Here is a 24410-nt window from a genome sequence, read left to right on the forward strand (position 1 = left end):
TGGACTCACACAGTTGGGGGCCGGCGCGTTCCCTGGGTATGGACAGATACGCGCAGCGAGTGGCGAAAGCCGACTGGGACGCCGTGACCACCGAGGTGAACGATCTCGGGTGCGCGCTGCTGCCCCGGCTGCTCACGCCCACCGAGGCGGCCGGCATCGCCCGGCTCTATGACGACGTGAGCCGGTTCCGGGCCACGATCGACATGGCCCGGCATCGCTTCGGCGAGGGACAGTACCGGTACTTCGATCGCCCGTTCCCCGAGGCGATCGAGGCGTTGCGGCAGGCGCTCTACCCACGATTGTTGCCGATAGCACGCGATTGGTACGCCAAGCTCGGCCGCGACGCGGAGTGGCCGGACACGCTCGACGAGTGGCTCGACATGTGTCACCGCGCCGGCCAGACACGCCCCACGCCGATCCTCCTGCGGTACGGCGCGGGCGACTGGAACGCACTGCATCGGGACCTGTACGGCGACAAGGTGTTCCCACTCCAGGTCGTGATCAACCTCAACGACCCCGGCGTCGACCACACCGGCGGCGAATTCCTGCTGGTCGAACAACGCCCCCGGGCCCAGTCCCGCGGCACCTCCACCCTGATCCCCCAAGGCCACGGCCTCGTCTTCACCACCCGAGACCGCCCCGTCCCCTCAACCCGAGGCTGGTCCGCCTCCCCCGTCCGCCACGGCGTCTCCACCATCCGCACCGGCCACCGCCACACCCTCGGCCTCGTCTTCCACGACGCGAAGTAGACAACACCACCCCCGGCAGCGCGTGCTGTGGGGGCGCGAACGCAGATGCGAGCACCTGACGACAAAGCCAGTGCCTCGCCAAGAACGGTTGAGGGCATCACCGCGCTTAGCTTCCGCACCGGCGGGCCTGCGCTGGGCAGAGCCAGCCGGTGGGGCAACTTCAGGGGAGAACCTCGCAGCTGCACCCTTCTACCCCCCGCATCCCCGTGGTGAAGGGGCCAGATCAGGGGTGAACCCCTGATCTGGCCGCCGGGGCCGGCTCCGGGGCGGGTGGCACTCCGGATTCCCCCAACCTTGCTTGACGCTGCGAAGGCGGTGTCCTTCTACTCGGCGGAGGCCAGTTGTTCGCAGATGTTCCAGGCGGATCGGCGGAGGAGGGCTGCTGTGTCAGCGGGCAGGCCCTTGACTGGTACGTCGGTGCCGACTGGGTCCTCGTTCAGCAAGGCGATGAGGAAGACGCAGGCCGCGAGGTAGCTGCCGGCGAGTGCGGGGTGACTGTTGTCAGCGTCGTGGAGGACGGGTTCGTCGTACTGCGCCAGGAAGCGTTGCCAGACCATCCCGACCGGTACGAGCGTCGCACCCAGCTCCACCGCGCTAGCGGCATACGCGTCGGTGAGGGCCTGTTGGGTCTCGGGGGCGTTCCGCCTCGCCCAGGTCTGGTAGAGCGCGGTCCGGGCGCCGGCGGCCGAGATCGCGGTGTGGAAGTCGCGGGCGCCCTCCCGGAAACGCGCCGGGCTCTTGATCGGGAGCGTGCTCTGCTCCTGCAGTACGACGGTGTCGAAGTCGCCGGTCGCGATCGCCTCGAGGGCCTTCCCGGCGTTGAGGTGCTGACGCAGGGACGCACCGCCGGCCGAGATCAGCTTGTGCTCGAGATCGATCCCCCGGGCGCCGGCCAGACCCTTGAGCAGGCCGGGCAGGTTGTTCCGGGCCGTGAAGCTGTTACCGACAAAGAGAATCCGCACACCCGGACGCTACTACGCTGGGGAAGTGACTGAACTTCGGATCGTGCCGGTGACGGACGACGCGGCGGTGCTGGACTGGCAGCGGGTGCACAACGAGATCATCCCGACCGCGCCGCTGTCGGTGGACGACATCCGCGAGCGCGCCAGCCGCAACGTGCTCGAGGTCGCGTACGACGGCGACGTACTGGTCGGCTGCTCGACAGTGCGGCCACCCTCGGAGGAGACCGAGGCTGTCACGGTGATCGCCCGCATCCTGCCCGAGCACCGGAGGAAGGGGTACGGCGAGACGCTCTACCAACACTGTCTCGCGAAGGGCCGAGAGCTCGGCGGGAAGGGCATCGAGACCCACATCCTCGCCACCAACGAGGACGGCCTGCGGTTCGCCAAGTCCCACGGCTTCACCGAGGTCGAGACCTACCTCCTGCCCGGCGACACGATCCCGTTCATCGAACTCCACCTCGCCTGAGTGTGAAATGACGTCAAGCGGCAGGACCAGCGAGACCGGACACCGGTACGGCGTGCTCGCCGCGAGCGCGGCCGTGGTCGTGGCCGGCACGCTCGGGTTGATCGTCCTGGCCGACGCGGCGACCGAATCCGACGGGTTGGCGGCGTTCGATCCCGAGCTGACGGCAGACGCGGTGTCACACCGGACGACCGTCCTCACGGCGATCGCCCGCGTGTTGACCTTCATCGGCAGCGCGGTGGTCCTCGTGCCCCTGACGGTTGTCGCAGCGCTGGTCCTGTGGCGTTGGACCCGATCGTTGCGAGCCCCGGTCGTGCTGCTCGTGGCGATGATCGGCTCGACAATCTTGACGAGTGTGTTGAAGTCGCTGATCGGGCGTGCTCGACCGGATGCCGTGGACGTACTGGGTCCCGTCTCCGAGACGTTCGCGTTCCCGTCCGGTCACACCCTGAACTCCACGGTCTTCTACCTCACCCTGGCCGCCCTGGTCTGCACGAGAATCAGGTCACGCCGGACCCGGACGGCGATTCTCGCGGCCGCGGTGGTGCTGAGCATCGGCATCGGCCTGAGCCGTGTCTACCTCGGCTACCACTGGGCCACCGACGTAGTCGCCGGCTGGACCGTCGCGATCGTCTGGCTGGTGATCGTCCTGAATGCCGCCGCCTTCATCCGCAACCGTCTCGACCAACGCCGCGACGGGCCTGCGCCCACGGCGGAAGGTTCACCCCCACACTGACCGCAGTCGCCCGGCTCCCGCGGTGGCAAGTCGATTGCCCGGGCCCGGCGCGATGGGTGAGGATGCTGGGGTGCGCTTTTCGATCAATGTGCCGAACTTTGGGGACTTCGCCGACGCTCGTACGGTCGCGCGGGTGGCTGCCGCGGCTGAGGAGGCGGGGTGGGACGGGCTGTTCGTGTGGGATCACGTCGTGCACAGCAAGGAGCAGCGGCGGGGGCAGGCGTTCGGCGATCCGTGGATGTTGCTGACCGCGGCCGCGCTGGCGACGTCGCGGATCACGGTGGGGCCGTTGGTGACGCCGGTGGCGCGGCGGCGGCCGGAGCAGCTGGCGCGCCAGGTGGCGACGCTGGATGCGCTCAGCGGTGGACGGGTCATCTTCAGCGCGGGGCTCGGTGGGCCGATCGCGGACGAGTTCGGCAGCTTCGGGGACGTGACCGATCCGAAGGTGCTGGCCGAGAAGCTCGACGAAGGGCTCGACCTGCTGGCGGCGTACTGGTCCGGTGACACCGTGAATCACACCGGCAAGCATTATCGGGTCGACGACGTGACGTTGCTGCCGGCCACGGTTCAGCGGCCGCGGCCGCCGGTGTGGATCGCGGGCTACTGGCCGCGGAAGGCACCGATGCGCCGGGCCGCGCGGTGGGACGGCGCCGTACCGCTGTTCCAGAATGCCAACCACGGCGAGGCTCCGCCGGTCGACGAACTGCGTGACCTCGTCGGCTTTCTCCGTGACCAGGGTGTCGCCCGGAGTACGCCGTACGACGTGATCGTCGGCGGCATCAGTCCGGGCAACCCTGCGAAGTCCCGGGCGCTGGTCGAGCCGCTCGCGGAAGCCGGCGCGACGTGGTGGGACGAACGCCAACTGATCACCGGGACCGACTTCTACCGCCTGGAGCCGGTCCTCCGCCGCATCGAGCAGGGCCCGCCCAGCCTCGGATGACCTACCGGCATCACGCCAGGCCCTGCGACTGGCGGATCGTCGTCTACCTCAACCACCAGGACCTGCGGTCACTCGCGTCAGCGTGACGTGAGAGATCCTGGAGGTATGAGCGACGAGCATCCGTCCTGTTGTGCGCCACCGCGACCGGTGACCGAGGCCTCCACTCCGCCGCCCGTGTCTTCGGAGACCGGGCAGCACGGAGTGGAACAGGTTGTGGTCGAAGGTGGCGAGTTCGCCATGGGTGACGGGACCGGGGACGGGAACGCCGGAGATGGCGAGACACCGGTTCATCGGGTCCGGCTGGCGCCGTACAGCATCGATGCGTCGAGCGTGACGAATGCTGACTTCGACCGATTCGTCGAGGCGACCGGCTATCGGACGGAGGCGGAGATCTTCGGCTTCTCCGCCGTCTTCCACCTCGCGTTGGCGGCCGAGCCGGACGAGGTGATGGGGCCGGCCGCGGGTACACCGTGGTGGGCCGGGGTGCGGGGCGCGGACTGGCGTCACCCGGGTGGGTCCCGGTCCGATCTCGACGGACTCGACGACCATCCCGTCGTACACGTGAGCTGGAACGACGCCGTCGCGTACTGCCGGTGGGCCGGTCGCCGCCTGCCGACAGAGGCCGAGTGGGAGTTCGCGTCCCGCGGCGGGCTCGAGGGCGCGCGGTATCCGTGGGGCAACGACCTTCGTGACGACGGGGTTTGGCGCTGCAACATCTGGCAGGGCCAGTTCCCGGGCGTGAACACAGAAGACGACGGCTACCTCACCACTGCGCCTGTCCGCAGCTTCGAGCCGAACGGATTCGGCCTGTGGCAGACGGTCGGCAACGTCTGGGAGTGGTGCGCCGACTGGTTCGGCCCGCGCTACTACAAGTTCTCCCCCGACGCGGACCCGCAGGGCCCGTCGCTCGGCGCGGCCCGGGTCATGCGCGGTGGCTCGTACCTGTGCCACGACTCGTACTGCAACCGCTACCGCAACTCCGCCCGCTCCTCCAACACCCCCGAGTCGTCGATGGGCAACACCGGCTTCCGCACCGTCGCCTCGATCGGCAGCTAAGGACAGACATCCCTGGTGTTAGACACCTCGGCAGACCTGAGGCCTGGGGTGGTGACTGCTACGGCGGCGACGGCGGCGATGCAGAGCAAGGCACCTGAGGCGAGAGCGGTGACCGGCGAGGTGATCTGGGCGACCAGACCGCCGCGGAGGTTGCCCAGATCGGGGCCGGCCTGACCGACGATCTGCTCGGCGGCGCTCACCCGGCCGAGGAGTTCGCTCGGCGTGTGAAGCTGGATGATCGTGCTCCGGGAGACGACCGCCACCGTGTCCGCGGCGCCGGCCACCGCGAGGAACACCAACGCCAGCCACGGCACCGGCGAGAACGTGAACAAGACAAGCGCGATCCCCCACCCAGCCGATCCAGCGAGCATGACCACGCCGTGTCGCGGCAACCGGGTGAACGCACCGGACAGCACGGACGCGGTGACGCCGCCCACCGCGATCGCGGTCAGGAACAGGCCGAGCGTCCGCGGATCGTTGCCGAATCGCTCCGCGTTGATCACCGGGAACAGGCTGATCGGCATCGACAGCACGGTCGCCGCGAGATCGGTGATCAACGCACCACGGATCACCGGCGTCGCGACGACGAACGCCAGCCCGTCCCGCACTCCCCGCAGCCCCGGCTTGGCGACCGCCTCGACCCGCAGGCGGGGGAGTCCGAGTACGCCGTACAGCGCGGCCAGGAAACTGAGACAGTCGATCAGGTAGCAGGCCCCCGCGCCCCAGGCACTCACCACCACACCGCCGATGGCGGGACCGAGCAGCATCGCTGCCTGGAAGGCGATCCGGTTGAGGGCGATCCCGGCGGCGAGGAGCTCCCGGGGCAGCAACTGCGGCAGGACGGTCCGCGCCACCGGCCCGGCCGCGGCCGCGAACGACGCCTGCGCCGCGACGAGCCCGAGCAGTACGCCGACCGGCACCGCACCGATCACCAATTGGCTCGCCATCACGGCCGAGGTGATCAACTGCCCGCACGTGGTGATCAGATAGAACCGCCGCCGCTCGACCCTATCGACGAGCGCACCCGCGAACAGGCCGAGCAGGATCAACGGCAACGCCTGCGACAACCCGACCGCACCGGTCCACGCCGTACTCTGCGTCTGATCCCACACCTGGAACATCACCGCGACGAACGCCAACTGGCCGCCGAACGTCGACAACAGCTGCCCGACCCACAACCGCCGGAACACCGGAGCGGCTCGCAATGGCTCCAGGTCGATCAGCGCCTGCTTGACGCTCACCGCTCCGGCTCGACGCGGTCGAGCTTCGCCGCGATCCGGTCGTGGAAGCTCTTGCGGGCCAGGGCTTCCTCGACATCCCGGACCACCTGCGTCATCGGATACGGAAGCTCTGCCTCCAGCTCAGTGATCGCGGCCTCGGTTGCCCGCCACTCGGCCGCCAGCAGCTCGACGATCTTCTTCGCCTTCGCGGTCAGCGCGACCTTCTTGCTCCGGGCATCGGTCCCCGGCACGGTCCGCACCAGCCCCGCGGTCCGCATCGCCGACACCTTCTGACTGAGCGCGGAATGCGTCCGCCCGACCGACTCGGCCAGCTCGGTGATCGTCATCGGGCCCTTGGCGTGCAGCCGCAGCAGCTCCATCACGAAGCTCGGCTTCAGCCCCTTGATCTGCCGGTCGGTGTAGATGCGCCCGATGTCGGCGTCCATCCGGGTCTGCAACTGGTGCAGGCCTCGCCACTGACTCTGCTCCGTCGGATCGTCCATGGCAAAATCATAACAGTACTTATATAAGTCCTGTCGAGCTGGGCTCGGCGGATCCAGCCGAGGGCCAGTACGGCGGCCAACACGCTGATGGTGACGAGGGTCGCGAAGCCGTACCGGGTGTCGGTGCGTCCGGTGACGATCGAGGTCACCAGCATGACGACGACGGTGGCCGCGAGACCGTAGCCGTTGGCGACCCCGAACGCGTGCCCGACCCGCGACTCGTCGACCGATGTCATCAGCAAGGACCGGGCCGCGATCCGCGCCTGCCCGAACACGAACGCGCCGACCAGCACCAACCCCATCAGCGCACCGACCCCGAACAGCGGCTGCAGGACGAGTAACGCGTTGCAGGCCAGGAACCCCACCACGGCAACCCGAAGATCACCGAACCGTACGGCGGACCGCCGATAGGCGACCGCGGCGAGCAGGAACCCGGCACCCCCGAGCGCGTCCACAACACCAAGGACGGCCGGACCACGATGCCACTCACCGACGAGGAGCACCGGCAGCAACGCGTTGAACACCGTGACCACCACAAGCCGTTGCCCGAAGAGCAGGGCCAGCGGACCGAGCGGCAGAACCGTTCCCCCCACGGACCGCACAGTCGGGACAGGATCACCGCCGGCGTCCGCCACGGGCCGGCGGCGCCCGCCGACAGCGGCGACAAACAGCGCGGAGGCAACGAACGTGATCCCGTTGAACACGAACAGCGGCGTAGAACCGAAGTACTGCAAGGCGAAACCGCCAACCGATGCCGACAGCAACATCCCGCTCTGCAGCGCGATCTCGTAGTTCCCGTTGAACCGCCGCAAGTCCGCCACCGGCACGCGCTCCCGCACCAGCGCCGCACTCGTCGGCACGAACAGCGCGGCAACGACCGCGAGCGCGAAGTTGCTCCCGTACACGAGCACCTGCTGCGGTCCACCGACCGCCAACCCGACCGGCAGACACAGCGCCGCGACGGCACTCACCACATCACACCCGATCCACAGCCGGCGCCGATCGAACCGGTCCGCGAGCCGACCGAAGTACGGCGAGAGCACCGCCTGCGGCACCGCGACCGCGATGAACAGCCAGCCGACGTCCAGCATCGATCCCTGCGCGCGGACGAGCAGCAGCGCGGCGCCGATCAGCTGGATGTTGTTTCCGAGGGACGTGATGAAGGCTGCCGGCAACAGCAGCTTGTGTCTGCGCATCCCACCACGGTCGCAGCGAACACTGACAATCCATGTCAGCGATTTCCTTCCGCTACCGCAGTTGCGTAAATCCGCCCGCCCGCGCTACCGTTCTTTCCGACACCGCAGTAGCGAAAAGAGGACGGCGATGGTGGGACGAGGGCGGCCGCGGGATGCCGGGGTGGAGGGACGAGTGCTGCAGGCCGCCATGGCCGAGATGCGGGCCCGCGGGTACGACGGGATGTCGGTCGACCGGGTCGCGGAGCGGGCCGGGGTGGCGAAGACCACGATCTACCGGCGCTGGCCGACCAAAGCCGAGCTGGTGATCGCGATGATCGCCGGTCTGCGTGACACCGTGCCGTTCGAGCCGACCGCGGACACGCGGCGCGACCTGACCGATCTGGTCACCGCGATCGTCGCAACCCTCACCGCGCTGCCGGTCACACTCATCGCCGACCTCGTCGCCGCCGCGGCCCGGGAGCCGCGAGTCGGAGAGAGTGTCCGGGCCCTCTGGACCGAGCGGCATCGCGCCGTCACCGCGGTCCTTGCGCAGGCCCAGGCGGACGGCCGTGTCCGCAGCCACGCGTCGCCCGCCGTGCTGGTCGACCAGCTCATCGGGCCGCTGTACTACCGACTCCTCGTCACCGGCGAGCCGATCACGTCCGTCTACGCGAGGGAGCTGGTCGACAGCGTCCTCGGCCCCGATCTGGAGCAGTCATGAAGAAGAGAAAGAAGCTTTTCATTGCCCTCGGCACCTTCGTGGTGCTGCTGGCCGGCTATACGGTCGTCACGATCGTCCGGCCGCTCGTCCTGCACACCGAGCTCGTCGTCGACGCGACCCCCGAGCAGGTCTGGAAGGTGCTCGCCGACCGGCAGGCCTACCCGGAGTGGAATCCGTTCATCGTCTCCTCGACCGGCGACCTGACCCAGGGCGGCACGATCACCAACGTGCTCCGCGACACGAAGGGCTCGGAGACCACCTTCAGCCCCAAGTTGCTCGCGGTCGAGCCGAACAAGGAGCTCCGCTGGATCGGTAAGGTCCCGCCCGGCGGGATCTTCGACGGTGAGCATTCCTTCCGCCTCGAGGCGCTCCCGGACGGCCACACCCGCCTGATCCAGGAGGAGAAGTTCCGCGGCGTGGCGATCCCGTTCACGCGGTCGTGGCTCACCAAGACCATCGAGCCGCAGTTCGTCGCGATGAACCACGCCCTGGCCGCCCGTGCCACCGGCTACTGAAGCTCATACGCCGTACGCATCGAATGCCGGTGAAAGATGCATTGGACGGATGAGCGAGTCGCTGGTTGGGTTGGGGCATGGAGATGCGCACGTTGGGACGAGTAGGGATCGAGGTCAGCCCGGTCGGATTCGGGTGCTGGGCGATCGGCGGTCCGTTCAGCAATCCGGCCGGCGAGCCGTTGGGATGGGGCGAGGTCGACGACGACGAGTCGGTGCGGGCGATCCGGCGGGCCGTCGAGCTCGGGGTGACGTTCTTCGACACCGCTGATGTGTACGGCGCCGGCCACAGCGAACGCGTGCTCGGCAAGGCACTGGCCGGGATCCGTGACCAGGTGGTCATCGCGACCAAGTGGGGCAACACGTTCGACGAGTCGACCCGGGTCATGCACCACCAGGACACCTCGGTCGAGTACGTCCACAAGGCCGTCCGGGCCTCCCTGGACCGGCTCGGCACCGACTACCTCGATCTCTACCAGTTGCACTTCGACACCGCCGACGAGATCGCGCTGCCGTTGCGCGAGGCCTGTGAAGACCTCGTCCGCGAAGGACTGATCCGCAGCTACGCCTGGAGCACCGATACCCTGCACAGCGCGGAGCTCTTCGCCGCAGGCGAGCACTGCTCGGCGGTCCAGCACGAGGCCAGCGTTCTGCACGACGCTTCGGACTTCTTCGCGCTGTGCGAGCAGGCCGACCTGGCGAGCGTCAACCGGACGCCGTTGGGGATGGGTATCCTCGGTCGGCGGACCGCGGACCGGCCGGCGACCGGTGCGGACATCCGCACGCTGCCGCCGTCGTGGCTCCGGTTCTTCGACGAGGGCGGCGTACCGGCGCCGGAGTGGTGGGACAAGGTGTCGGCGATCCGCGACGTACTGGAGAGCGACGGGCGGACGCTGGCGCAGGGCGCGCTGGCCTGGCTGTGGGCGCGGAGCCCGCGGACGGTGCCGATCCCGGGCTTCCGCACGGTCGCGCAGGCCGAGGAGAACGCCGGTGCGATGGAGCTCGGCCCGCTCAGTGATGACCAGATGACCGACATCGCCAAGCTGCTGGCGGCCTAGGTCCGAACCCCTCGGCGCGACACCGTCCAGGCCACGGTGTCGCGCCGAGGTCTTGTCGTCGACCGAGTTTATCGATATACCTACCCACATGGGTGGGCCGCGGGTGTCAGTCGGCGGGTTTGGTCGTGCCGCGCAATACCAGGCGGGCCGGCACGACCAGCTCGGTCGGATCGCCGGTCGCGCCACCGCCCGAGTCGCCGGTCGGGTCGTCGCCGAGCTGAGCGATCAGCAGTGCGACGATCGCGTCGGCCATCTCCTCGTGGCCGGGATTGATGCTGGACAGCGACGGGACCAGGTACGGCGCTTCGTCGATGTCGTCGAAACCCACCACCTGGACCTCGTCCGGCACCCGCAGCCCGGCATCGGCCAGCGCCCGGAGCGCACCCATCGCGGTCACGTCGGTCAGCGCGAAGACGGCATCGAAAGTGATGCCGCGATCGAGCAACGACCCGATCGCGCCGTACCCCGCTTCAAGCGTGAACTGGCACCGGACCGTCAGCTCCGGATCCATCGGTACGCCGGCCTCGGTGTGCGCGAGCGCGTAGCCCTCGGCCCGCAGGGCCGGCATGTTCGCGGTCGAGTCGGGGTTGCCGCCGAGCATGGCGACCCGCCGGGCGCCGGTGGCGAGCAGGTGCGCGGTCGCCTGCCGAGCGCCGTCGACGTTGTCCATCATCACGTGGTCGAAGCGCGACGGCTGCGCCCGCTCGCCGATCATCACCACCGGTGCGTCGGTGCGGATCTGGGCCAGCTCGGCCGGGTCGATGTCGACCACGCTGAGGATGAGGCCGTCGTACATCCGCAGCCGGGAGAAGGCGACCGCGTCCAGCTCGCCCTCGCGGCTGGCGCCGGTGCGCTCCATCACGATCCGCAGCCCGTGCCCCTCGAACCGGTCAGCGAGCCGCGCGGCCAGCTGGGCGAAGTACGGGCGCTCGAGCTCGGGGACCGCGAGGCCGACCACGCCGGTGCGGCCGGCGCGCAGGTGCCGGGCGGCCAGGTTGACCTGGTACCCGAGGTCGCTGATCGTGGCCAGCACCCGCTCCCGGGTCGCCGCACCGACCCGCGGCCGCCCGTTGATCACGTTCGACACGGTCATCGTGGACACCCCCGCGGACCGCGCCACATCGGCCATCGTCACCACGGCGGAAGCTCGCTTCATGCCGACACTGTAAACAGACCGAGGAGCTGAGCCTTGTCCACGACATCGTCGACCCGCGTCGTGATCGACCTCGACGTACCAGGACCGACCATCAGCCGGCATCTGTACGGGCACTTTGCCGAGCACCTCGGCCGGTGCATCTACGGCGGCTTTTACGTCGGTGAGGATTCAGAGCTCCCGCACGAGGGCGGCATCCGGCTCGACGTGGTCGAGGCGCTGCGGGCGTTGCAGATCCCGAACCTGCGCTGGCCGGGCGGCTGCTTCGCCGATGAATACCACTGGCAGGACGGGATCGGGCCGAAGGCGGAGCGGCCGTCGATGATCAACACCCACTGGGGCAACGTCGAGGAGAACAACCACTTCGGCACCCATGAGTTCATGGCCCTGTGCGAGTTGCTCGGCGCGGATCCGTACGTGAACGGGAACGTCGGCAGTGGGACCGTGCAGGAGATGAGCGAGTGGGTCGAGTACCTGACCCGCGACGGCGACAGCCCGATGGTCCGCCGGCGCAAGGCCAACGGTCGCGACGAACCGTGGAGGGTCCCGTTCTGGGGTATCGGCAACGAGGCCTGGGGCTGCGGCGGGAACATGCGCGCCGAGGCGTACGCCGATCTCGCCCGAAGGTACGCGACGTTCTGCCGGGACCACGGCGACAACAAGCTCTACCGCATCGCGGCGGGTGCGGCCGATGACAACCTCGCGTGGACCGAAACGTTGATGAAGGCAATCAGCTGCCTGGGCTGCAGGCGTGACCCGAAGAACATCTTCCAGGCGATCTCGTTCCACTACTACACCGTGGCCGGGACCTGGGAGCACAAGGGCAGCGCCACCGACTTCGACCTCGCCGACTACTACCGGACCATCATCAAGGCGCAGGACATCGAGCGGGTCATCCGCGGCCACTCCGCGGTGATGGACGCGTACGACCCCGAGCGCAAGGTCGGCCTGGTGCTGGACGAGTGGGGCACCTGGTGGGATGTCGAGCCGCGCACGAACCCCGGATTCCTGTTCCAGCAGAACGCGATGCGCGACGCGCTGGTGGCGAGCCTGCACTTCGATGTGTTCCACCGGCACGCGGAGCGGCTGGTGATGGCGAACATCGCGCAGACGGTCAACGTGCTGCAGGCGATGCTCCTCACCGACGACGACGGCGGTCTGGTGCGGACCCCGACGTACCACGTCTTCGAGATGAACAAGGGGCACCACGACGCGGTGTCCGTGCCGGTGCACGTGGTCGAGCAGCCGGCGCCGTACGAACTGGATGGCGAGACGATGGAGTTGGTGTCGGCCTCGGCTTCGGTGAAGGACGGGCGGGCCCTGATCTCCATCAGCAATCTGGATCCAGTTGCGTCGCTGGACGTCGTACTGGATCTGCGTGGTGCCGAGATCCGGGAGCCGTCCGGACGGTTGCTGACGGCATCGAAGCCGCAGGCTTTCAACACGGTCGGCGAACCCGGCGCGGTGGCTCCGGCTCGGCTCAGAGTGGAACCGGAGCCCCGCGGCCTGCGGGTCACGCTGCCGCCGCACTCCTTCGCGACGGTCAGTGCGGCCGTCTAGTTCGGCTTGGTGACCGGGATCTGGAACTCGTGCACCCAGTTGGCCGGGTTGTCCATGTCGAACTGGAGTGTGACCTCCCGGGCGTACCCCTGACTGCGGTAGCCGTTGTCCTCGATCCAGCGGGCCAGCGTCTGCATGCTGCGGTCGGCCTCCATCATGTCGCCCTTGTGCACGATGGTCGCTGCCTGCGTGAGTTCGGGAAGATCGACGAGGTCGACGCCGGCGGCTGTCCCGGTGTCGACGGGTACGGCGGCGTGGACACGGACCGTGTCCCCGTCGGCGTCCTCGTAGTACGCGACCGGCGAACCGCACGGGTTCACGCCGGCCTCGCCGAGGCGCTCGAACAGCTGGCCGAACAACGGCTGCAGCACCGGTCCGATGTCCTCGCCGTCGTAGCTGGGTGAGATCGCGGACAGCTCCGCGACCCGGGTCGGGGCGATGCGTTTCAGAACGACGTCGTCAGTGGGCATGTGGCCTTCCTTCTCGATCAGCCGGAGCCTCGCCTCGACACTGACCAACCGCGACGCGCTCCGCTCCAGCTCCGCCTCGAGCTGGGCCTGCCGCAATCGCAGCATGCCGCGCAACTCCTCGGCGGACAGCTTGGCGTCGACGATCTCCGCGACCTGCTGCAGGCTGAAGCCCAGATCCTTCAGGGCGATGATCCGGTTCAGCCTGCGCAGCTGGTCGGCCGAGTAGAAGCGGTACCCGCTCTCCGGGTCGACCACCGCCGGCCGGAGCAGTCCGATCGCGTCGTAGTGCCGCAACATCCGGGCCGATACCTGCCCGAACGCCGCGAAGTCTCCGATGGTGAACATGCCCCCACCTTCCGGCTTGACACTGTGTGAAGGTCAAGCCTGCCTGCCGCGAACGGTCAGGAGGTGACGCGGGCCCGGCGGTCGCGGACGGCGACGACGGCGAAACCGGTGAGCAGGACCGCGATGCCGCCGGCGCCGAGGCCGGTGACGAGGTCGCTGCGACTGCCCAGCCGGGCGTCGCATTGCATCGGCGTGATGCCCTTCTCGGGCTGGAAGACCGAACCGCAGGCCTCGCCGTTGACGTGGACCGGCCGTACGGCGAACACCGCCCCGGCGATCAGCAGGACCACACCCACTGCGCCGAGAACCTTGCTCAGCACTGCCCGTCTCGCAGCGCGACGCCAGCCGCAAGGACCGACCACACCTGCCTGGTCAGATCCCGCATACGGCACTCACGCTCCCTGGTAGCTCGGCAAGATTTGATCAAATCTAACGCAGCTAGCAGCTACCGCTGAAGCCAGGAACCGGCCCCCGATCGAATCTTCACTCAGTTCTAACGATCTCCGGGCCGGAACCGTTCACCCCGGGAGCACAGCCACCAGCGAACCACTGGCCCGGCCGTGGGCGACGTCGGCCAGCGCCCGATCGACCGCTCCGAACGGCACCGCGGTGGTGTGGGCTCTGACGGGCAGCCGGGCGACGAGGCGGAAGAGTTCCTCGCCGTCGCGGCGGGTGTTGGAGGTGACGCTGCGCAGGTCGCGTTCGTGGAAGAGATAGCGCTCGTAGTTCAGCACCGGTACGTCGCTCAGGTAGATCCCGGCGACCGCGACAGTTCCACCAGGCTTGAGCGCTTCGAGGGCGTACGGGACCACGTCGCCGGCCGGAGCGAACACGATCGCCGAGTCCAGTGGCACGGGCGGTCGGTCGACGGTCTCCCCGACGTACGCGGCACCTAGGGAGCGGGCCAGCTCCCGGTTCTGTTCGCCGCGGGTCATGACGAACAGCTCCGCGCCCTGGGCGGTTGCGATCTGGGCGGTGAGGTGGGCGCTGGAGCCGAAGCCGTAGATCCCGAGGCGGCCGCCCGGCGGGAGGTTCGCCCGCAGGAGTGACCGGTAGCCGATGATCCCGGCGCACAGGAACGGCGCGAGTTCCTCCGCGGGACGGTCGGCCGGCAGCGCGTACGCGTAGTCCTGCGGTACGACGGCGTACTCGGCGAATCCGCCGTCCGCGTCCCAGCCCGTGTACGACGACAGCGGGCAGAGGTTCTCGGCTCCGGCGCGGCAGAACTCGCAGACCCCACAGGTGCGCCGCAGCCACGCGATCCCGACCCGATCTCCGATCTCGAACCGGTCGGCCCGCGGTCCGCGATCCACCACCGCACCCACGACCTGATGCCCTGGTACGACGCCGGGCCGCCGCGGCTCGAGGTCGCCTTCGCAGAGGTGCAGATCGGTGCGGCAGACCCCGCAGACCTCCACCTTCACCAGCACTTCACCAGGTCCGGCTTCCGGGACGGTACGGCGTACCTTCCGCAACGGCCCGTCGTCGATCGGGCCGGGCCGCTCCACTGCCCATGCATCCATCAGCTCGCCCATAGAACAACCATCCCAGGCGACGCGCGCCGCCTCACCCCGACGCAGCCCCACGCGCTGCGCGATTCCTGAGATAGCGCTGCTCCGAGGTATTCGTGGCGAGCTTCGCGGCCGCCAAATACAGCTCCTTCGCCGCGTCGGCGTCACCCTGCAGATCGAGCAGATGCGCCCGTACGGCGGGATAGCGATGCGACCGGGTCACGCGATCGTCGTCCCGCAACGTGTCGAGCAACGCGAGACCCGCGGCCGGACCGCGCACCTTCGCGACCGCGACCCGATCGCCTGCTGATCCCACAGCCCGCGGTCCTGGTCGTCGAGCGGCACCAGCAACCCGTCCGCCGTCGTACGAGCAGCACGCCGCGCATCGGTCAGCAGCATCAGCGCGAGCAGACCGGCGACCTCGCCATCGTCGGGCAGGATCGCGTGCAGCATCCGGGTCAGCCGGATCGCCTCCTGCGCCAACTCGACCCGGCTCAGCCGCTCCCCCGCCGTACCCGTGTAGCCCTCATTGAAGATCAGATAGAGCACCTGGAGTACGGCGGCCAACCGCTCGACGTACTCGGCCGGCAAGCGGAACGGCGTACCGCGGACCTCCTGCTTGGCCCGGCTGATCCGCTGCCCCATCGTTGCCTCCGGCGTGAGCAACGCGGCGGCGATCTCGGTCGTCGTCAGACCACCGACCGCGCGCAGCGTCAGCGCGATCTGCGACGCGGTCGACAAGGTGGGATGGCAACACAGGAACAGCAAGGTCAGCGAGTCGTCCGGCCCCGCGGCCGGCTCGGGAGCGATATCCGGAACGCGTACGGCGTCCTCCCGGTGCCGGCGTGCTTCCTCGTTGCGGAGGATGTCGATCAGCCGCCGGGAGGCGACCCGGATGAGCCACGTCTTCGGCTCATCCGGGACACCTTGCTCCGGCCACTGCGTGGCGGCCACCAGCAACGCCTCCTGGACCGCGTCCTCACAGGACTCGAAGTGCCCGTACCGCCGCACCAGCGCGCCCAGGACCTGCGGGGTCAGATCTCGCCAGATCTGCTCGATCATGGTTGTTCGGGCGGGCCTGCCATGATCGGCCGGACCTCGACGGCGTCGCCGACGGCGCCGGTGATTCGGGTGGCGATGGCCATCACCCGGTCGTGGCTGTCACAGTCCACGACCGCGAAGCTGACCAGCACCTCCTTGGACTCGGCGAACGGCCCCTCGCTGGCGATCGGCCCGTCCACACCCCTGCGGACGGTGTGCGACAGGGCCGGATGGGCCAGGCCCTCGGTCGACAACAGCTCACCGGATGCGGTCAGCTCGGCACCCAGCTCCTCGTAGAACGCACACGCCGCCAGGAACTCCGGGCTCGTCACGTCCACCGTGTCCCAGTCGGCCTGCTTGGTGTAGGCCAGCAACAGATACTTCATGACGCTCTTCCCTTCAGTAGTCGGTCACCTGCTTGCACCGACACCTCGAAGCTCTCGGAGCCGTTTCGACATGATCCGCGGACTTCTTTTCTACGACATCAGGCCGCGCAACAGGCGGCGGGTGATCAGGCCGTCGGCCAGGCCCAGCTCGACCAGGTCGTCGAAGATGCGCTGGTCGGCGGCGGCCGCGCGGATGCCTGCGTCGAGGACCCGGCCGGAGCGGGTGAGTTGGGCGGTGAGGGCGGTGTGCCGGAGATGCCTGGCGAGAAGGCGAGCCGTTCGGCGACGGTACGACGTACCCGCATCGGCACTGTCTGCCCGCAGAGCATTGGCGACCGCGCGGCCGGCAAGCAGACCGGTCGCGACGGCGTAGTAGATGCCCTCGCCCGTCATCGGGTTGATCAACCCGGCGGCGTCGCCCGCCAGCATCACCCGGCCCGCCGTCGGACGCCAGGTCCATCCGGACAGTGGTAGATGGTGTCCCCACCAGGACTTCCCGCCGTCGGACGCGCCTGGCAGCAGGGCTTCCAGGTGCGCAAGTAGGTCGGCCCGGGTCGGACGGGGCCGGTCGCTGGTCAGCTGTTCGCCGTACCCGACGTTCGACCAGCCGTCGCCACGGTCGAAGGACCACGCGTACGACGGCTGCCGCCCCGGGCCGTACGCGATCACCTGACTCGCTTCCCGCGCAGTCGGCGTCGGCGCATACCCGCGGATCGCCAGCGCCACCGGACCCGGCTTCACTCCGAGATCCCGCCGTACGACGGAATGCGCACCATCAGCGCCGACGACGAACCGGGCGTCGACCTCGCCATCCACCAGCACCGCCTGCCCTTGGATCTCGAGACCACGGACCCGTCGGCGGACGAGCTGCGCACCGGCTGTCTGGGCCGCGTCCGCCAGTCGATGATCGAAGACGGCCCGTGGCACCACCCAGTTCGGCCGGGCCATGTCCCGGTCGACTCCGACGTCGCCCCGGGTCAGGGCGAACCGTCGTACCGGCGTCCAGTCGTCGACGATGCCGGTGACGCCGACTCCCGCCAGTAGATCGAGCACGTGCGGAGCGATCCCGTCACCACAGGCCTTGTCCCGCGGGAAGTCGTGCCGATCGAGCATCAGCACCGAGAGGCTCGGGTCGGCCGCCAGCGCGCCGAGCGCAGCCGAAGCCCCCGCCGGGCCGGCTCCGACGACCACCAGATCCCACACAGGCACCTCCCGCAGATCCCTCCCAGTGTGGCAGCGGGCACGACCTGCTAGCTGCCGGGACGCCTGCCTGGCTTGTTGGGACCGCGGGAGCCGGTCCGGCGCGGGCGCGGGACCGGCCGATCCGCGTGACCACTGGACTGACCCAACGAACCGACCGGGCGGGCCTCGTCGAGATCGACCACCCGCGGTGGCGGCGGGACGAAGACCTCGATGGTCTCCTCATCGACCGGCGGCGGCGCGACCACCTGGACCGGCTTGGCCCGGGCCGCCGACTCCTTGCTCGCGCGCGACACCGGCGCCGCCACCCGCACCGCGGCGATCGGGACCCGGACCGGGCGACGCGGCAACTTCGTCCGCAACTCGATGCCGAGCGCATCGATCAGCTTGCGGCAGGCAACGATCGACACCGCGACCGCCAACACCGTGCAACCGGCGAACAGCACCGACTGACCACCGGACGCCCAGTTCGACGGATCGGTACGACGCATCGCGGCGATCATCGCGACCACGATCGCGTTGGTGATGCCGAGGGCAACGGCCAGGCCGGTCGTGCGGAGCAGCACTGCCCGGTCGAGGCCGACATCGTCAGCCGCCGCCACCAGCCCGGCGATCAGACCCGCCAGAACCGGCACCGTATAGACCAGCGCCAACGTGAGACCGGGACTCGCAACGAGATAGAAAACGTCGAACACCAGCGCGGTGCCGGTCAGGGCGGCCGCGAAGCACACCACAATGCGCGGGTACGCGCGGACCACGGCGACCGCGTCCGCGGGCACCGTCCTGATCATCCGCAACGCCAGGAACAACGACTCATCCCCTCGTTTTCCCCCATTGTGCCGCTACCCTGCACCCTCGGTAACCATCCACTGCGGGCGAGTCGCCATAGGGTGGGTGGAATGGACCAGGTGGGGATGGTTGTCGAGGCGGAGCTGAGTCTGTTGCGGCCGGACGTCCGGTCGTCGGCGCAGGCGGTCGAAGCGTTGCTGGATCCGGATTTCGTCGAGGTGGGCGCGTCCGGTCGCCGCTGGGACCGGGCGGCGATGGTGGCCGCGCTCGGCAGCGGTGAGATCACCGACCCCGAACCGATCCACGCGACCGAGGTCGCCGGCGTCCAGTTGGCCGACGACCTCGTCCACGTCACCTATGTGTCCCGCCGTACCGGCGGCACCCCGGTCCGCCGCAGTTCACTGTGGCGGCGGACCGACGGCACCTGGCGCCTCTACTACCACCAAGGCACTCCGGCAGATGTCGCCTCGGGCAACGGTTAGGCGGCAGCCGGCAGCGGAGCGAGCTTGTCGCGCAGGTCGTCGAGAATCTTGCGCAGCACCCGGGAGACCTGCATCTGGCTGACGCCGATGTCGTTCCCGATCTCCGACTGGGTCCAGCCCTCGACGAAGCGCAGTTGCAGGATCCGCCGCTCGCGCTCACCGAGATCTGCCAGCACCGGCTGCAACATCTCGACCGTCTCCAGCTGATCGATGCTTCCGTCATCGACATCGGCGACCACGTCGGCCAGCGTCAGTTCGGCGTCGACCTCGGCCGGCCGGTCCAGCGAGAGCACGTTGAAGCAGCCCTTGGCGGCGAGCGCCTGCTCGACCTCGGTGACGTCGACCTCGAGGTGCTCGGCGATCTCGCTCGGCGTCGGCTCCCGGTTCAGCTCCTGCTCGAGCTCCGGCAGCTTGGTCGCGATCGTGCCCTGCATCTCCTGCAGCCGGCGCGGGATCCGGACCGTCCAGGCGCAGTCGCGGAAGTACCGCTTGACCTCGCCGCGGATGGTCGGAATGGCGAACCCGATGAACGGGGTGTCCGCGTCGAGCCGGTAGTGATGCGCGGCCTTGACCAGACCCAGGTAGGCGACCTGCTCCAGATCGTCGGCCTCGGCGCCGCGGCCGCGGAACCGGCGCGCGATCCCCCGGGCCATCTCGAGGTTGAGTTCGACGACTTCCTCGAGCAGGCGTTGCCGCTCGGCTTCGTCGGTGCAGGTAGCCCTGCGTTCCATCAGTTCCCTGGTGGCTGCTTCCCGGGCGGCCCGATCGGCCGGGGTCGTGCAGCTGGTGGAGGTCCGTCCTGACCGGGACGGGGCGGTGGCGAACAACACGGTGCTCGTATTCATTTGGTATGACCTCGCGACTCTTGTCACGGCGTGGCACTTCGCTGAACCACGGTCATGCCTGCGTCTGGTTGGTACCCATCTGCGGCGATTCCATGCATCCCGGGTCCGCCTGCCCAGCCGGCGTCGTACCGGGGATTCCTGTCACCGATCGCGACCTCGGGATGGTTTGCAACGCGCGTTTGAGCCTGTCCTGATCACTACACGTAAGGGGGCGGACACCCGGCCCCGAAACGTGTACGATGCAAATGCAAGGCCAAATGCACGTGCATATGCCAAAGACGTACGGAAGGTGCAGCTGATGACTGCTGTCTACAACGGCATGCCCGGCGACTCGATCAGCGAGCTGATCTGGCGCAAGAGCCAGCGGAGTGGCCCCAACGGCAACTGTGTCGAGGTAGCGAAACTGGCGGACGGTGGCGTGGCGATGCGGAACTCGCGTCACACCGGCGGCCCGGCACTGGTGTTCACCAAGGCCGAGATCGAGGCGTTCCTCGGCGGCGTTCACGACGGCGAGTTCGACTACCTCGCCTGACGGAACCGGAAGCAAGAGGCCCCTTCGCCAGGCGAGTGACGAAGGGGCCTCTTCCGTTGTCCGCTGCGACGGCGAAAGCCGAGTACGGCGGTCGGCAGCAAAACCTCACGTGCGGCCGGCCGCCCCACCCGAGCGGGCGGGCATCGGGTGAACGCCGCACCAAGGAACGACGAAGGCCGACCCTCGGACGAGGGCCGGCCTTCGTGTTACCGGGAGGGGTCGAACGGGCTACTGGACGGTGAGCGGCCAGAGTTGTTCGCTGGGCAGTTCGGAAGCCTTGCCGGTGGCCGCATTGTCAACGGTGATACGCAATCCGGTGAACTTCGGCGTCATCACCCGCTGGTACCGCGACGCGCGGTCCGGCTCGGCGACATACTCGGCGATCAGGTGGTCTCCCAGCCAGATCCGCACCATCTTTCGGCCTCCTACTGCTCTGTCGGTGGTCATGGGGCGAGACTCACGATCGGGTCTCCGTCGAGGTGGCGGACACCGCGCAGCCAGCCCTCGAAGGCCCAGCGCTGTTGCTCAGGGCAACGCGCGACCAGTGCCTGGATCTCCCGCTCCGTCAGTTCGTCGGGCGCGCGGCCGCCGGCCAGCTGGGCGGTGCGCTCGGCTGTTTCACTGTCGTCGTCGTTCATCGACTCGGGTTCCCCAACCAGTCAAGCCAACGGGAGGGCCGTCGGCGGCCTGTAGGACCGGCCTGCCAGATCACGCAATGTTACGTATCGCGAGATCTGGCTCACCTTCTGTGTATGAATCAATCATGGCGTCAGCACGCTTCGAATGCAAGCGTCAGATGCACGTGCATCCGCACGTTTTCCATATCGAGACCACAAAGCCGCGGTTTCCGCCTGCCGAGGGCTGGATCGAGGGCCGTCGAACGGTGTTCGCCTCAGCTCGAAACGGGCTATTATGTCCGGACAAACTGCGGCGTTGCGCATCGGCTACTGTTACGGCGCGTGATTGTCGGTCCGGATTCGCTGCTGATATGTAAGAACTTCGGCAGATTCGCTCCTGAGCGTGCGATGATGTGTACTGCGGGCGATGTTGCCGCTGATCAGACCGGTGGGGGCTGTGGGAGGTGGGTGTGACCGAGTCGGGCGCGCAGAGCGGACCGACCGCGCTTCGCATCATTCTCGGAGCGCACCTACGGCGGATGCGGGACGCGGCTGGGATCAGCCGATCCGACGCAGGGTGGGAGATCCGATCATCGGAATCCAAGGTCAGCCGGATGGAGCTGGGCCGCGTCGGCTTCAAGGAACGAGACGTCGGCGACCTGCTGACGCTGTACGGCCTGGATGACGGCGAAGAGCGCGAGCGGCTGCTCGCCCTCGCCCGTGAGGCGAACAACCCCGGCTGGTGGCACCGCTTCGGCGACGTGCTGCCGAGCTGGTTCCACTCCTATCTCGGGCTCGAGGCAGCGGCCGCGCTGATCCGTACCTATGAGCTCCAGTTCGTCCCCGGTCTGCTGCAGACCACGGACTACGTGCGCGCGGTCGTCCAGCTCGGTCGTGGGCTGATCCCGGCCGAGGAGGTCGAGCGGCGGGTCGCCCTCCGGGTGAACCGGCAGGAAGTCCTGACCCGGCCGAATCCGGTCCGCCTCTGGGCCGTCGTCGACGAGTCGGTGCTGCGCCGGCCGATCGGCGGCGTGAAGGCGATGATCATGCAACTGGACTCGCTGATCGAGGCGACCCACCTGCCGAACATCACGCTGCAGGTGATGAAGTTCGACTCCGGCGGCCACGCGGCGACTGGTGGCGCCTACAGCATCCTGCGGTTCCCGGAGCAGGACCTGCCGGACATCGTCTACATCGAGCACCTGACCAGCGCGCTGTACCTGGACAAGCTCGAGGACCTCGACCAGTACACGGCCACGATGGAGGCCCTCTGCGTCGCGGCCCCGCCGCCGAACAAGACGCGAGACATCCTCGCCGGGATCCGCCGCGACTTCGACCGCTGATCCCGGGCGTCCCGCCGGCGGTCAGGTGTTGTCGGTCAGCCAGGTGATGAGTGGCCGGGTGGCCTTCCAGTCCGCGCGGATCTGGCCGGCCAGCTCCGGCTTGTGGATGACGGGCTCGAAGCCGTAGGACTTGCTGACCGTCAGGGACTTGTGCCGGAGCAGGTCGATCCTCGGGTGCTCCGCGTCGTACCCGCGGGGGCTCGTCTTCAGCCGGTCCCCGCCGACCGTCCAGCCGGCCGCGGTGAGCTTGGCCAGCAGCTTCTCCAGTTGCCTGCCGCGCCGGTCGTCGTCGATCGCGGTCCGGACCCGGGCCAGCCGCTCCGAGTTCGCCTCGTAGAACCCGGCCGCGACCCGGACGCCGGGCGCCCCGAGCTGGACGTACCAGCCGGTCGCCGGAGCGACGTCGATGAACGCGCCCTGATGCGTCTTGTACGGCGTCTTGTCCTTCGCGAACCGGACGTCACGGTACGGCCGGAACAGCTTCGCCGGACCGAAGTCCGGTTCGAGTTCCGCGAGCAATGCGGCCATCGGGGCCTTCACCGACTCCTCGTAGACGTGCTTGTGCGCCGTCCAGAAGCTCTTGGTGTTGTCCATCTCGAGGTCGTCGTAGAAGTCCAGCGCCGCCGCCGGAAACCCGGTGAAGCTCATCCACGTCCTCGCTTCGCTCCGGGCGCGGATGAGGCACGAACCACGCTGTGTTTGATGGTGAACTCGCTTCGCTCCTTCACAGCGCCACGATAGTTCGGCGCATAGGCATCGCCCCAACGGGTACTGGGAGAGCTTCCGGACAGGTGCGTCGGCCAGGACCAGGCGCAGGCCGGCGCACCACCGGGCTCAGGACTCCGTGGCCCGCAGGGTCGCGAAGAACGCACGGATGTCGGTGACGAGCACGTCCGGTTGTTCGAGCGCGGCGAAGTGGCCGCCGTCCGGGTGGCTGGTCCAGCGGACGATGTTGTCGGTCCGGTCGACCTTGTGCCGGAGCGGGATGAAGTTGTCGTGGGCCAGGTCCAGCAGGGCGGTCGGCGTCGTCGACGGCTCGGCCGGCTGTCCCCAGTACGACGCGTGCGCGCGCTCGTAGTAGATCGCGCCGGACGATCCCCCGGTGCGCGTGAGCCAGAAGAGCATCACGTTGGTGAGGAGATGGTCGCGGTCGATCGCGGACGCGGGATCGGACCAGGTCGCGAACTTCTCCGCGATCCAGGCCAGCTGCCCGACCGGTGAGTCGGTGAGGGCGTACGCCAGGGTCTGCGGCCGGGTCGACTGCAGATCGGCGTACCCCTGCTTGTCCTTCGACCACTCCTGGAACCGCCGCCAGGAGGCCCAGGTGCGGTCCCGCTCGGCCTGGTCGAGCGGCTCGAGCTCCGCCGGCGTCGGCTCGGACGTGGCGCCGGAGTTGGGGATGAGATTGAGGTGTACGCCGATCACGTGCTCGGCGTCGATCCGCCCGAGCTCACGGGAGATGCCGCCACCCCAGTCGCCGCCCTGAGCGCCGTACCGGTCGTAGCCGAGTCGCGCCATCAGGACGGACCACGCGTTGGCGACCCGCAGGAACTCCCAGCCGGGCTCCCGGGTCGGTCCGGACAGCCCGAAGCCGGGGATGCTCGGGAGGACCAGGTGGAACGCGTTGGCCGGGTCGGCGCCGTACGCGCGGGGGTCTGTCAGTGGACCGACGATCTCGCTGAACTCGACGAACGAGCCCGGCCACCCGTGGGTGACGATCAGCGGGGTCGCGTCCGGCTCGGGTGAGCGGATGTGGGCGAAGTGCACGTTCGCGCCGTCGATCGTGGTGGTGAACTGCGGCCACTCGTTCAGCCGCGCCTCGGCCGCCCGCCAGTCGTAGCCGGTACGCCAGTACTCGACCAGGTCCTGGAGGTACGCCAGCGGCACGCCACGGGACCAGCCGGACCCGGGGAGTTCGGCCGGCCAGCGGACGCGGTCGAGCCGCTCGTGCAGGTCCTTCAGGTCCGTCTCCGGCACATCCAGCCGGAACTGTTCGATCGTCACTGCGGCAGCGTCTCGCAGCCGCGGCCGTCCCGCACCT

The 24410-nt window shown here is 68.7% G+C and carries 30 protein-coding genes; 12 read left to right on the plus strand and 18 right to left on the minus strand.

Annotated elements, in window-relative coordinates:
- Positions 1 to 59: 59 nt before the first annotated feature.
- Positions 60 to 749 (plus strand): 2OG-Fe(II) oxygenase, encoded by a 690-nt coding sequence (locus tag ACXC9Q_RS39115; RefSeq protein WP_457061854.1) that lies wholly within the window; start codon positions 60 to 62, stop codon positions 747 to 749.
- Between the two features lie 323 nt (positions 750 to 1072).
- Here ACXC9Q_RS39115 and ACXC9Q_RS39120 read toward each other — a convergent pair whose 3' ends face one another.
- The gene (locus ACXC9Q_RS39120; RefSeq protein ID WP_457061856.1) at positions 1073 to 1711 is read right to left on the minus strand and encodes a hypothetical protein; all 639 of its coding nucleotides are present in this window, start codon (positions 1709 to 1711) and stop codon (positions 1073 to 1075) included.
- Positions 1712 to 1736: 25 nt separating this feature from the next.
- Here ACXC9Q_RS39120 and ACXC9Q_RS39125 point away from each other — a divergent pair, with 25 nt between their 5' ends.
- The 4 genes from ACXC9Q_RS39125 to ACXC9Q_RS39140 all read left to right on the plus strand — a co-directional run bounded on the left by ACXC9Q_RS39125 (position 1737) and on the right by ACXC9Q_RS39140 (position 4906).
- Entirely contained in the window at positions 1737 to 2177 is a 441-nt protein-coding gene (locus tag ACXC9Q_RS39125) for an N-acetyltransferase family protein (protein ID WP_457061857.1), read from the plus strand.
- Between the two features lie 7 nt (positions 2178 to 2184).
- Positions 2185 to 2910: a phosphatase PAP2 family protein gene (locus ACXC9Q_RS39130; RefSeq protein WP_457061858.1), complete on the plus strand. Its 726-nt coding sequence runs from the start codon at positions 2185 to 2187 to the stop codon at positions 2908 to 2910.
- Between the two features lie 70 nt (positions 2911 to 2980).
- On the plus strand, positions 2981 to 3850 hold the full coding sequence (locus tag ACXC9Q_RS39135) for an LLM class flavin-dependent oxidoreductase (protein ID WP_457061860.1): 870 nt from the start codon (positions 2981 to 2983) through the stop codon (positions 3848 to 3850).
- Positions 3851 to 3955: 105 nt separating this feature from the next.
- Positions 3956 to 4906 (plus strand): formylglycine-generating enzyme family protein, encoded by a 951-nt coding sequence (locus tag ACXC9Q_RS39140; RefSeq protein WP_457061862.1) that lies wholly within the window; start codon positions 3956 to 3958, stop codon positions 4904 to 4906.
- Here ACXC9Q_RS39140 and ACXC9Q_RS39145 read toward each other — a convergent pair.
- From ACXC9Q_RS39145 to ACXC9Q_RS39155, 3 genes are read right to left on the minus strand one after another with little or no spacing between them, the layout of a single operon-like run.
- Complete coding sequence (locus ACXC9Q_RS39145; protein ID WP_457061864.1) at positions 4903 to 6147, minus strand: MFS transporter; 1245 nt, start codon at positions 6145 to 6147, stop codon at positions 4903 to 4905. The two genes, ACXC9Q_RS39140 and ACXC9Q_RS39145, sit on opposite strands and share 4 nt — an antisense overlap.
- Positions 6144 to 6572: a MarR family winged helix-turn-helix transcriptional regulator gene (locus tag ACXC9Q_RS39150; RefSeq protein ID WP_457061865.1), complete on the minus strand. Its 429-nt coding sequence runs from the start codon at positions 6570 to 6572 to the stop codon at positions 6144 to 6146. The genes ACXC9Q_RS39145 and ACXC9Q_RS39150 overlap by 4 nt, the downstream gene beginning before the upstream one ends.
- Entirely contained in the window at positions 6521 to 7825 is a 1305-nt protein-coding gene (locus ACXC9Q_RS39155; protein WP_457061866.1) for an MFS transporter, read from the minus strand. The genes ACXC9Q_RS39150 and ACXC9Q_RS39155 overlap by 52 nt, the downstream gene beginning before the upstream one ends.
- 127 nt (positions 7826 to 7952) lie before the next feature.
- Between ACXC9Q_RS39155 and ACXC9Q_RS39160 the strand changes: the two genes are divergently transcribed.
- The 3 genes from ACXC9Q_RS39160 (at position 7953) to ACXC9Q_RS39170 (ending at position 10095) form a co-directional block, all read left to right on the plus strand.
- The gene (locus tag ACXC9Q_RS39160) at positions 7953 to 8525 is read left to right on the plus strand and encodes a TetR/AcrR family transcriptional regulator (protein WP_457061867.1); all 573 of its coding nucleotides are present in this window, start codon (positions 7953 to 7955) and stop codon (positions 8523 to 8525) included.
- Complete coding sequence (locus tag ACXC9Q_RS39165) at positions 8522 to 9040, plus strand: SRPBCC family protein (protein WP_457061868.1); 519 nt, start codon at positions 8522 to 8524, stop codon at positions 9038 to 9040. Before ACXC9Q_RS39160 ends, ACXC9Q_RS39165 begins: the two co-directional genes overlap by 4 nt.
- A 77-nt stretch (positions 9041 to 9117) precedes the next feature.
- Positions 9118 to 10095, plus strand: a complete 978-nt coding sequence (locus ACXC9Q_RS39170; protein ID WP_457061869.1) for an aldo/keto reductase — start codon at positions 9118 to 9120, stop codon at positions 10093 to 10095.
- A gap of 106 nt (positions 10096 to 10201) precedes the next feature.
- Here the strand turns inward: ACXC9Q_RS39170 and ACXC9Q_RS39175 are convergent, their stop codons facing one another.
- Positions 10202 to 11251 carry a LacI family DNA-binding transcriptional regulator gene (locus tag ACXC9Q_RS39175; protein ID WP_457061871.1) on the minus strand — a complete coding sequence of 350 codons (1050 nt, stop codon included), beginning with the start codon at positions 11249 to 11251 and terminating at the stop codon, positions 10202 to 10204.
- 33 nt (positions 11252 to 11284) lie between these two features.
- Here ACXC9Q_RS39175 and ACXC9Q_RS39180 point away from each other — a divergent pair, with 33 nt between their 5' ends.
- Positions 11285 to 12808, plus strand: coding sequence for an alpha-N-arabinofuranosidase (locus ACXC9Q_RS39180; protein ID WP_457061872.1), 1524 nt, complete (start codon positions 11285 to 11287; stop codon positions 12806 to 12808).
- Here ACXC9Q_RS39180 and ACXC9Q_RS39185 read toward each other — a convergent pair.
- From ACXC9Q_RS39185 to ACXC9Q_RS39220, 8 genes are all read right to left on the minus strand, one after another.
- On the minus strand, positions 12805 to 13623 hold the full coding sequence (locus ACXC9Q_RS39185) for a MerR family transcriptional regulator (RefSeq protein ID WP_457061874.1): 819 nt from the start codon (positions 13621 to 13623) through the stop codon (positions 12805 to 12807). The two genes, ACXC9Q_RS39180 and ACXC9Q_RS39185, sit on opposite strands and share 4 nt — an antisense overlap.
- Before the next feature lie 56 nt (positions 13624 to 13679).
- Positions 13680 to 13943 carry a hypothetical protein gene (locus ACXC9Q_RS39190; protein WP_457061875.1) on the minus strand — a complete coding sequence of 88 codons (264 nt, stop codon included), beginning with the start codon at positions 13941 to 13943 and terminating at the stop codon, positions 13680 to 13682.
- Between the two features lie 198 nt (positions 13944 to 14141).
- Positions 14142 to 15158: a zinc-dependent alcohol dehydrogenase family protein gene (locus ACXC9Q_RS39195; protein WP_457061876.1), complete on the minus strand. Its 1017-nt coding sequence runs from the start codon at positions 15156 to 15158 to the stop codon at positions 14142 to 14144.
- A 31-nt stretch (positions 15159 to 15189) separates the two neighbouring features.
- Positions 15190 to 15357 (minus strand): hypothetical protein, encoded by a 168-nt coding sequence (locus ACXC9Q_RS39200; RefSeq protein WP_457061877.1) that lies wholly within the window; start codon positions 15355 to 15357, stop codon positions 15190 to 15192.
- Positions 15354 to 16196, minus strand: a complete 843-nt coding sequence (locus ACXC9Q_RS39205) for an RNA polymerase sigma factor (RefSeq protein WP_457061879.1) — start codon at positions 16194 to 16196, stop codon at positions 15354 to 15356. The genes ACXC9Q_RS39200 and ACXC9Q_RS39205 overlap by 4 nt, the downstream gene beginning before the upstream one ends.
- Positions 16193 to 16561: a YciI family protein gene (locus ACXC9Q_RS39210; RefSeq protein ID WP_457061881.1), complete on the minus strand. Its 369-nt coding sequence runs from the start codon at positions 16559 to 16561 to the stop codon at positions 16193 to 16195. Before ACXC9Q_RS39210 ends, ACXC9Q_RS39205 begins: the two co-directional genes overlap by 4 nt.
- A 90-nt stretch (positions 16562 to 16651) precedes the next feature.
- On the minus strand, positions 16652 to 17770 hold the full coding sequence (locus ACXC9Q_RS39215; protein WP_457061882.1) for an NAD(P)/FAD-dependent oxidoreductase: 1119 nt from the start codon (positions 17768 to 17770) through the stop codon (positions 16652 to 16654).
- Positions 17771 to 17811: 41 nt separating this feature from the next.
- The gene (locus ACXC9Q_RS39220; protein WP_457061884.1) at positions 17812 to 18552 is read right to left on the minus strand and encodes a hypothetical protein; all 741 of its coding nucleotides are present in this window, start codon (positions 18550 to 18552) and stop codon (positions 17812 to 17814) included.
- Positions 18553 to 18660: 108 nt separating this feature from the next.
- Here ACXC9Q_RS39220 and ACXC9Q_RS39225 point away from each other — a divergent pair, with 108 nt between their 5' ends.
- Entirely contained in the window at positions 18661 to 19032 is a 372-nt protein-coding gene (locus ACXC9Q_RS39225; protein ID WP_457061886.1) for a nuclear transport factor 2 family protein, read from the plus strand.
- Here ACXC9Q_RS39225 and ACXC9Q_RS39230 read toward each other — a convergent pair.
- Complete coding sequence (locus ACXC9Q_RS39230) at positions 19029 to 19877, minus strand: SigB/SigF/SigG family RNA polymerase sigma factor (protein WP_457061888.1); 849 nt, start codon at positions 19875 to 19877, stop codon at positions 19029 to 19031. The two genes, ACXC9Q_RS39225 and ACXC9Q_RS39230, sit on opposite strands and share 4 nt — an antisense overlap.
- A 298-nt stretch (positions 19878 to 20175) precedes the next feature.
- Here ACXC9Q_RS39230 and ACXC9Q_RS39235 point away from each other — a divergent pair, with 298 nt between their 5' ends.
- The gene (locus tag ACXC9Q_RS39235) at positions 20176 to 20409 is read left to right on the plus strand and encodes a DUF397 domain-containing protein (protein ID WP_457061890.1); all 234 of its coding nucleotides are present in this window, start codon (positions 20176 to 20178) and stop codon (positions 20407 to 20409) included.
- A gap of 228 nt (positions 20410 to 20637) precedes the next feature.
- Here the strand turns inward: ACXC9Q_RS39235 and ACXC9Q_RS39240 are convergent, their stop codons facing one another.
- Positions 20638 to 20823 (minus strand): hypothetical protein, encoded by a 186-nt coding sequence (locus ACXC9Q_RS39240; RefSeq protein WP_130383591.1) that lies wholly within the window; start codon positions 20821 to 20823, stop codon positions 20638 to 20640.
- A gap of 29 nt (positions 20824 to 20852) precedes the next feature.
- A complete protein-coding gene (locus ACXC9Q_RS39245; RefSeq protein ID WP_328523292.1) occupies positions 20853 to 21047 on the minus strand; it encodes a hypothetical protein in 195 nt (64 codons plus the stop codon).
- 449 nt (positions 21048 to 21496) lie between these two features.
- On the opposite strand from ACXC9Q_RS39245, the gene ACXC9Q_RS39250 reads away from it, so the two are divergent.
- Positions 21497 to 22369, plus strand: coding sequence for a helix-turn-helix domain-containing protein (locus ACXC9Q_RS39250; protein WP_457061892.1), 873 nt, complete (start codon positions 21497 to 21499; stop codon positions 22367 to 22369).
- Positions 22370 to 22390: 21 nt separating this feature from the next.
- On the opposite strand, the gene ACXC9Q_RS39255 is transcribed toward ACXC9Q_RS39250, so the two are convergent.
- A complete protein-coding gene (locus ACXC9Q_RS39255) occupies positions 22391 to 23017 on the minus strand; it encodes a DUF2461 domain-containing protein (RefSeq protein ID WP_405071742.1) in 627 nt (208 codons plus the stop codon).
- Between the two features lie 186 nt (positions 23018 to 23203).
- Entirely contained in the window at positions 23204 to 24373 is a 1170-nt protein-coding gene (locus ACXC9Q_RS39260; protein ID WP_457061894.1) for an epoxide hydrolase family protein, read from the minus strand.
- Positions 24374 to 24410 lie beyond the last annotated feature (37 nt).

Source organism: Kribbella sp. CWNU-51 (assembly GCF_054073265.1).

Bases quoted from the DNA above. Each gene is read 5' to 3' on its own strand.
- ACXC9Q_RS39140 (WP_457061862.1), top strand. From the start codon at position 3,956: ATGAGCGACGAGCATCCGTCCTGTTGTGCGCCACCGCGACCGGTGACC.
- ACXC9Q_RS39160 (WP_457061867.1), top strand. From the start codon at position 7,953: ATGGTGGGACGAGGGCGGCCGCGGGATGCCGGGGTGGAGGGACGAGTG.
- ACXC9Q_RS39210 (WP_457061881.1), bottom strand. From the start codon at position 16,561: ATGAAGTATCTGTTGCTGGCCTACACCAAGCAGGCCGACTGGGACACG.
- ACXC9Q_RS39235 (WP_457061890.1), top strand. From the start codon at position 20,176: ATGACTGCTGTCTACAACGGCATGCCCGGCGACTCGATCAGCGAGCTG.
- ACXC9Q_RS39220 (WP_457061884.1), bottom strand. From the start codon at position 18,552: ATGATCAGGACGGTGCCCGCGGACGCGGTCGCCGTGGTCCGCGCGTAC.
- ACXC9Q_RS39170 (WP_457061869.1), top strand. From the start codon at position 9,118: ATGGAGATGCGCACGTTGGGACGAGTAGGGATCGAGGTCAGCCCGGTC.
- ACXC9Q_RS39240 (WP_130383591.1), bottom strand. From the start codon at position 20,823: ATGGTGCGGATCTGGCTGGGAGACCACCTGATCGCCGAGTATGTCGCC.
- ACXC9Q_RS39185 (WP_457061874.1), bottom strand. From the start codon at position 13,623: ATGTTCACCATCGGAGACTTCGCGGCGTTCGGGCAGGTATCGGCCCGG.
- ACXC9Q_RS39255 (WP_405071742.1), bottom strand. From the start codon at position 23,017: ATGAGCTTCACCGGGTTTCCGGCGGCGGCGCTGGACTTCTACGACGAC.
- ACXC9Q_RS39175 (WP_457061871.1), bottom strand. From the start codon at position 11,251: ATGAAGCGAGCTTCCGCCGTGGTGACGATGGCCGATGTGGCGCGGTCC.
- ACXC9Q_RS39245 (WP_328523292.1), bottom strand. From the start codon at position 21,047: ATGAACGACGACGACAGTGAAACAGCCGAGCGCACCGCCCAGCTGGCC.
- ACXC9Q_RS39225 (WP_457061886.1), top strand. From the start codon at position 18,661: ATGGACCAGGTGGGGATGGTTGTCGAGGCGGAGCTGAGTCTGTTGCGG.
- ACXC9Q_RS39230 (WP_457061888.1), bottom strand. From the start codon at position 19,877: ATGAATACGAGCACCGTGTTGTTCGCCACCGCCCCGTCCCGGTCAGGA.
- ACXC9Q_RS39165 (WP_457061868.1), top strand. From the start codon at position 8,522: ATGAAGAAGAGAAAGAAGCTTTTCATTGCCCTCGGCACCTTCGTGGTG.
- ACXC9Q_RS39155 (WP_457061866.1), bottom strand. From the start codon at position 7,825: ATGCGCAGACACAAGCTGCTGTTGCCGGCAGCCTTCATCACGTCCCTC.
- ACXC9Q_RS39150 (WP_457061865.1), bottom strand. From the start codon at position 6,572: ATGGACGCCGACATCGGGCGCATCTACACCGACCGGCAGATCAAGGGG.
- ACXC9Q_RS39205 (WP_457061879.1), bottom strand. From the start codon at position 16,196: ATGATCGAGCAGATCTGGCGAGATCTGACCCCGCAGGTCCTGGGCGCG.
- ACXC9Q_RS39195 (WP_457061876.1), bottom strand. From the start codon at position 15,158: ATGGGCGAGCTGATGGATGCATGGGCAGTGGAGCGGCCCGGCCCGATC.
- ACXC9Q_RS39130 (WP_457061858.1), top strand. From the start codon at position 2,185: ATGACGTCAAGCGGCAGGACCAGCGAGACCGGACACCGGTACGGCGTG.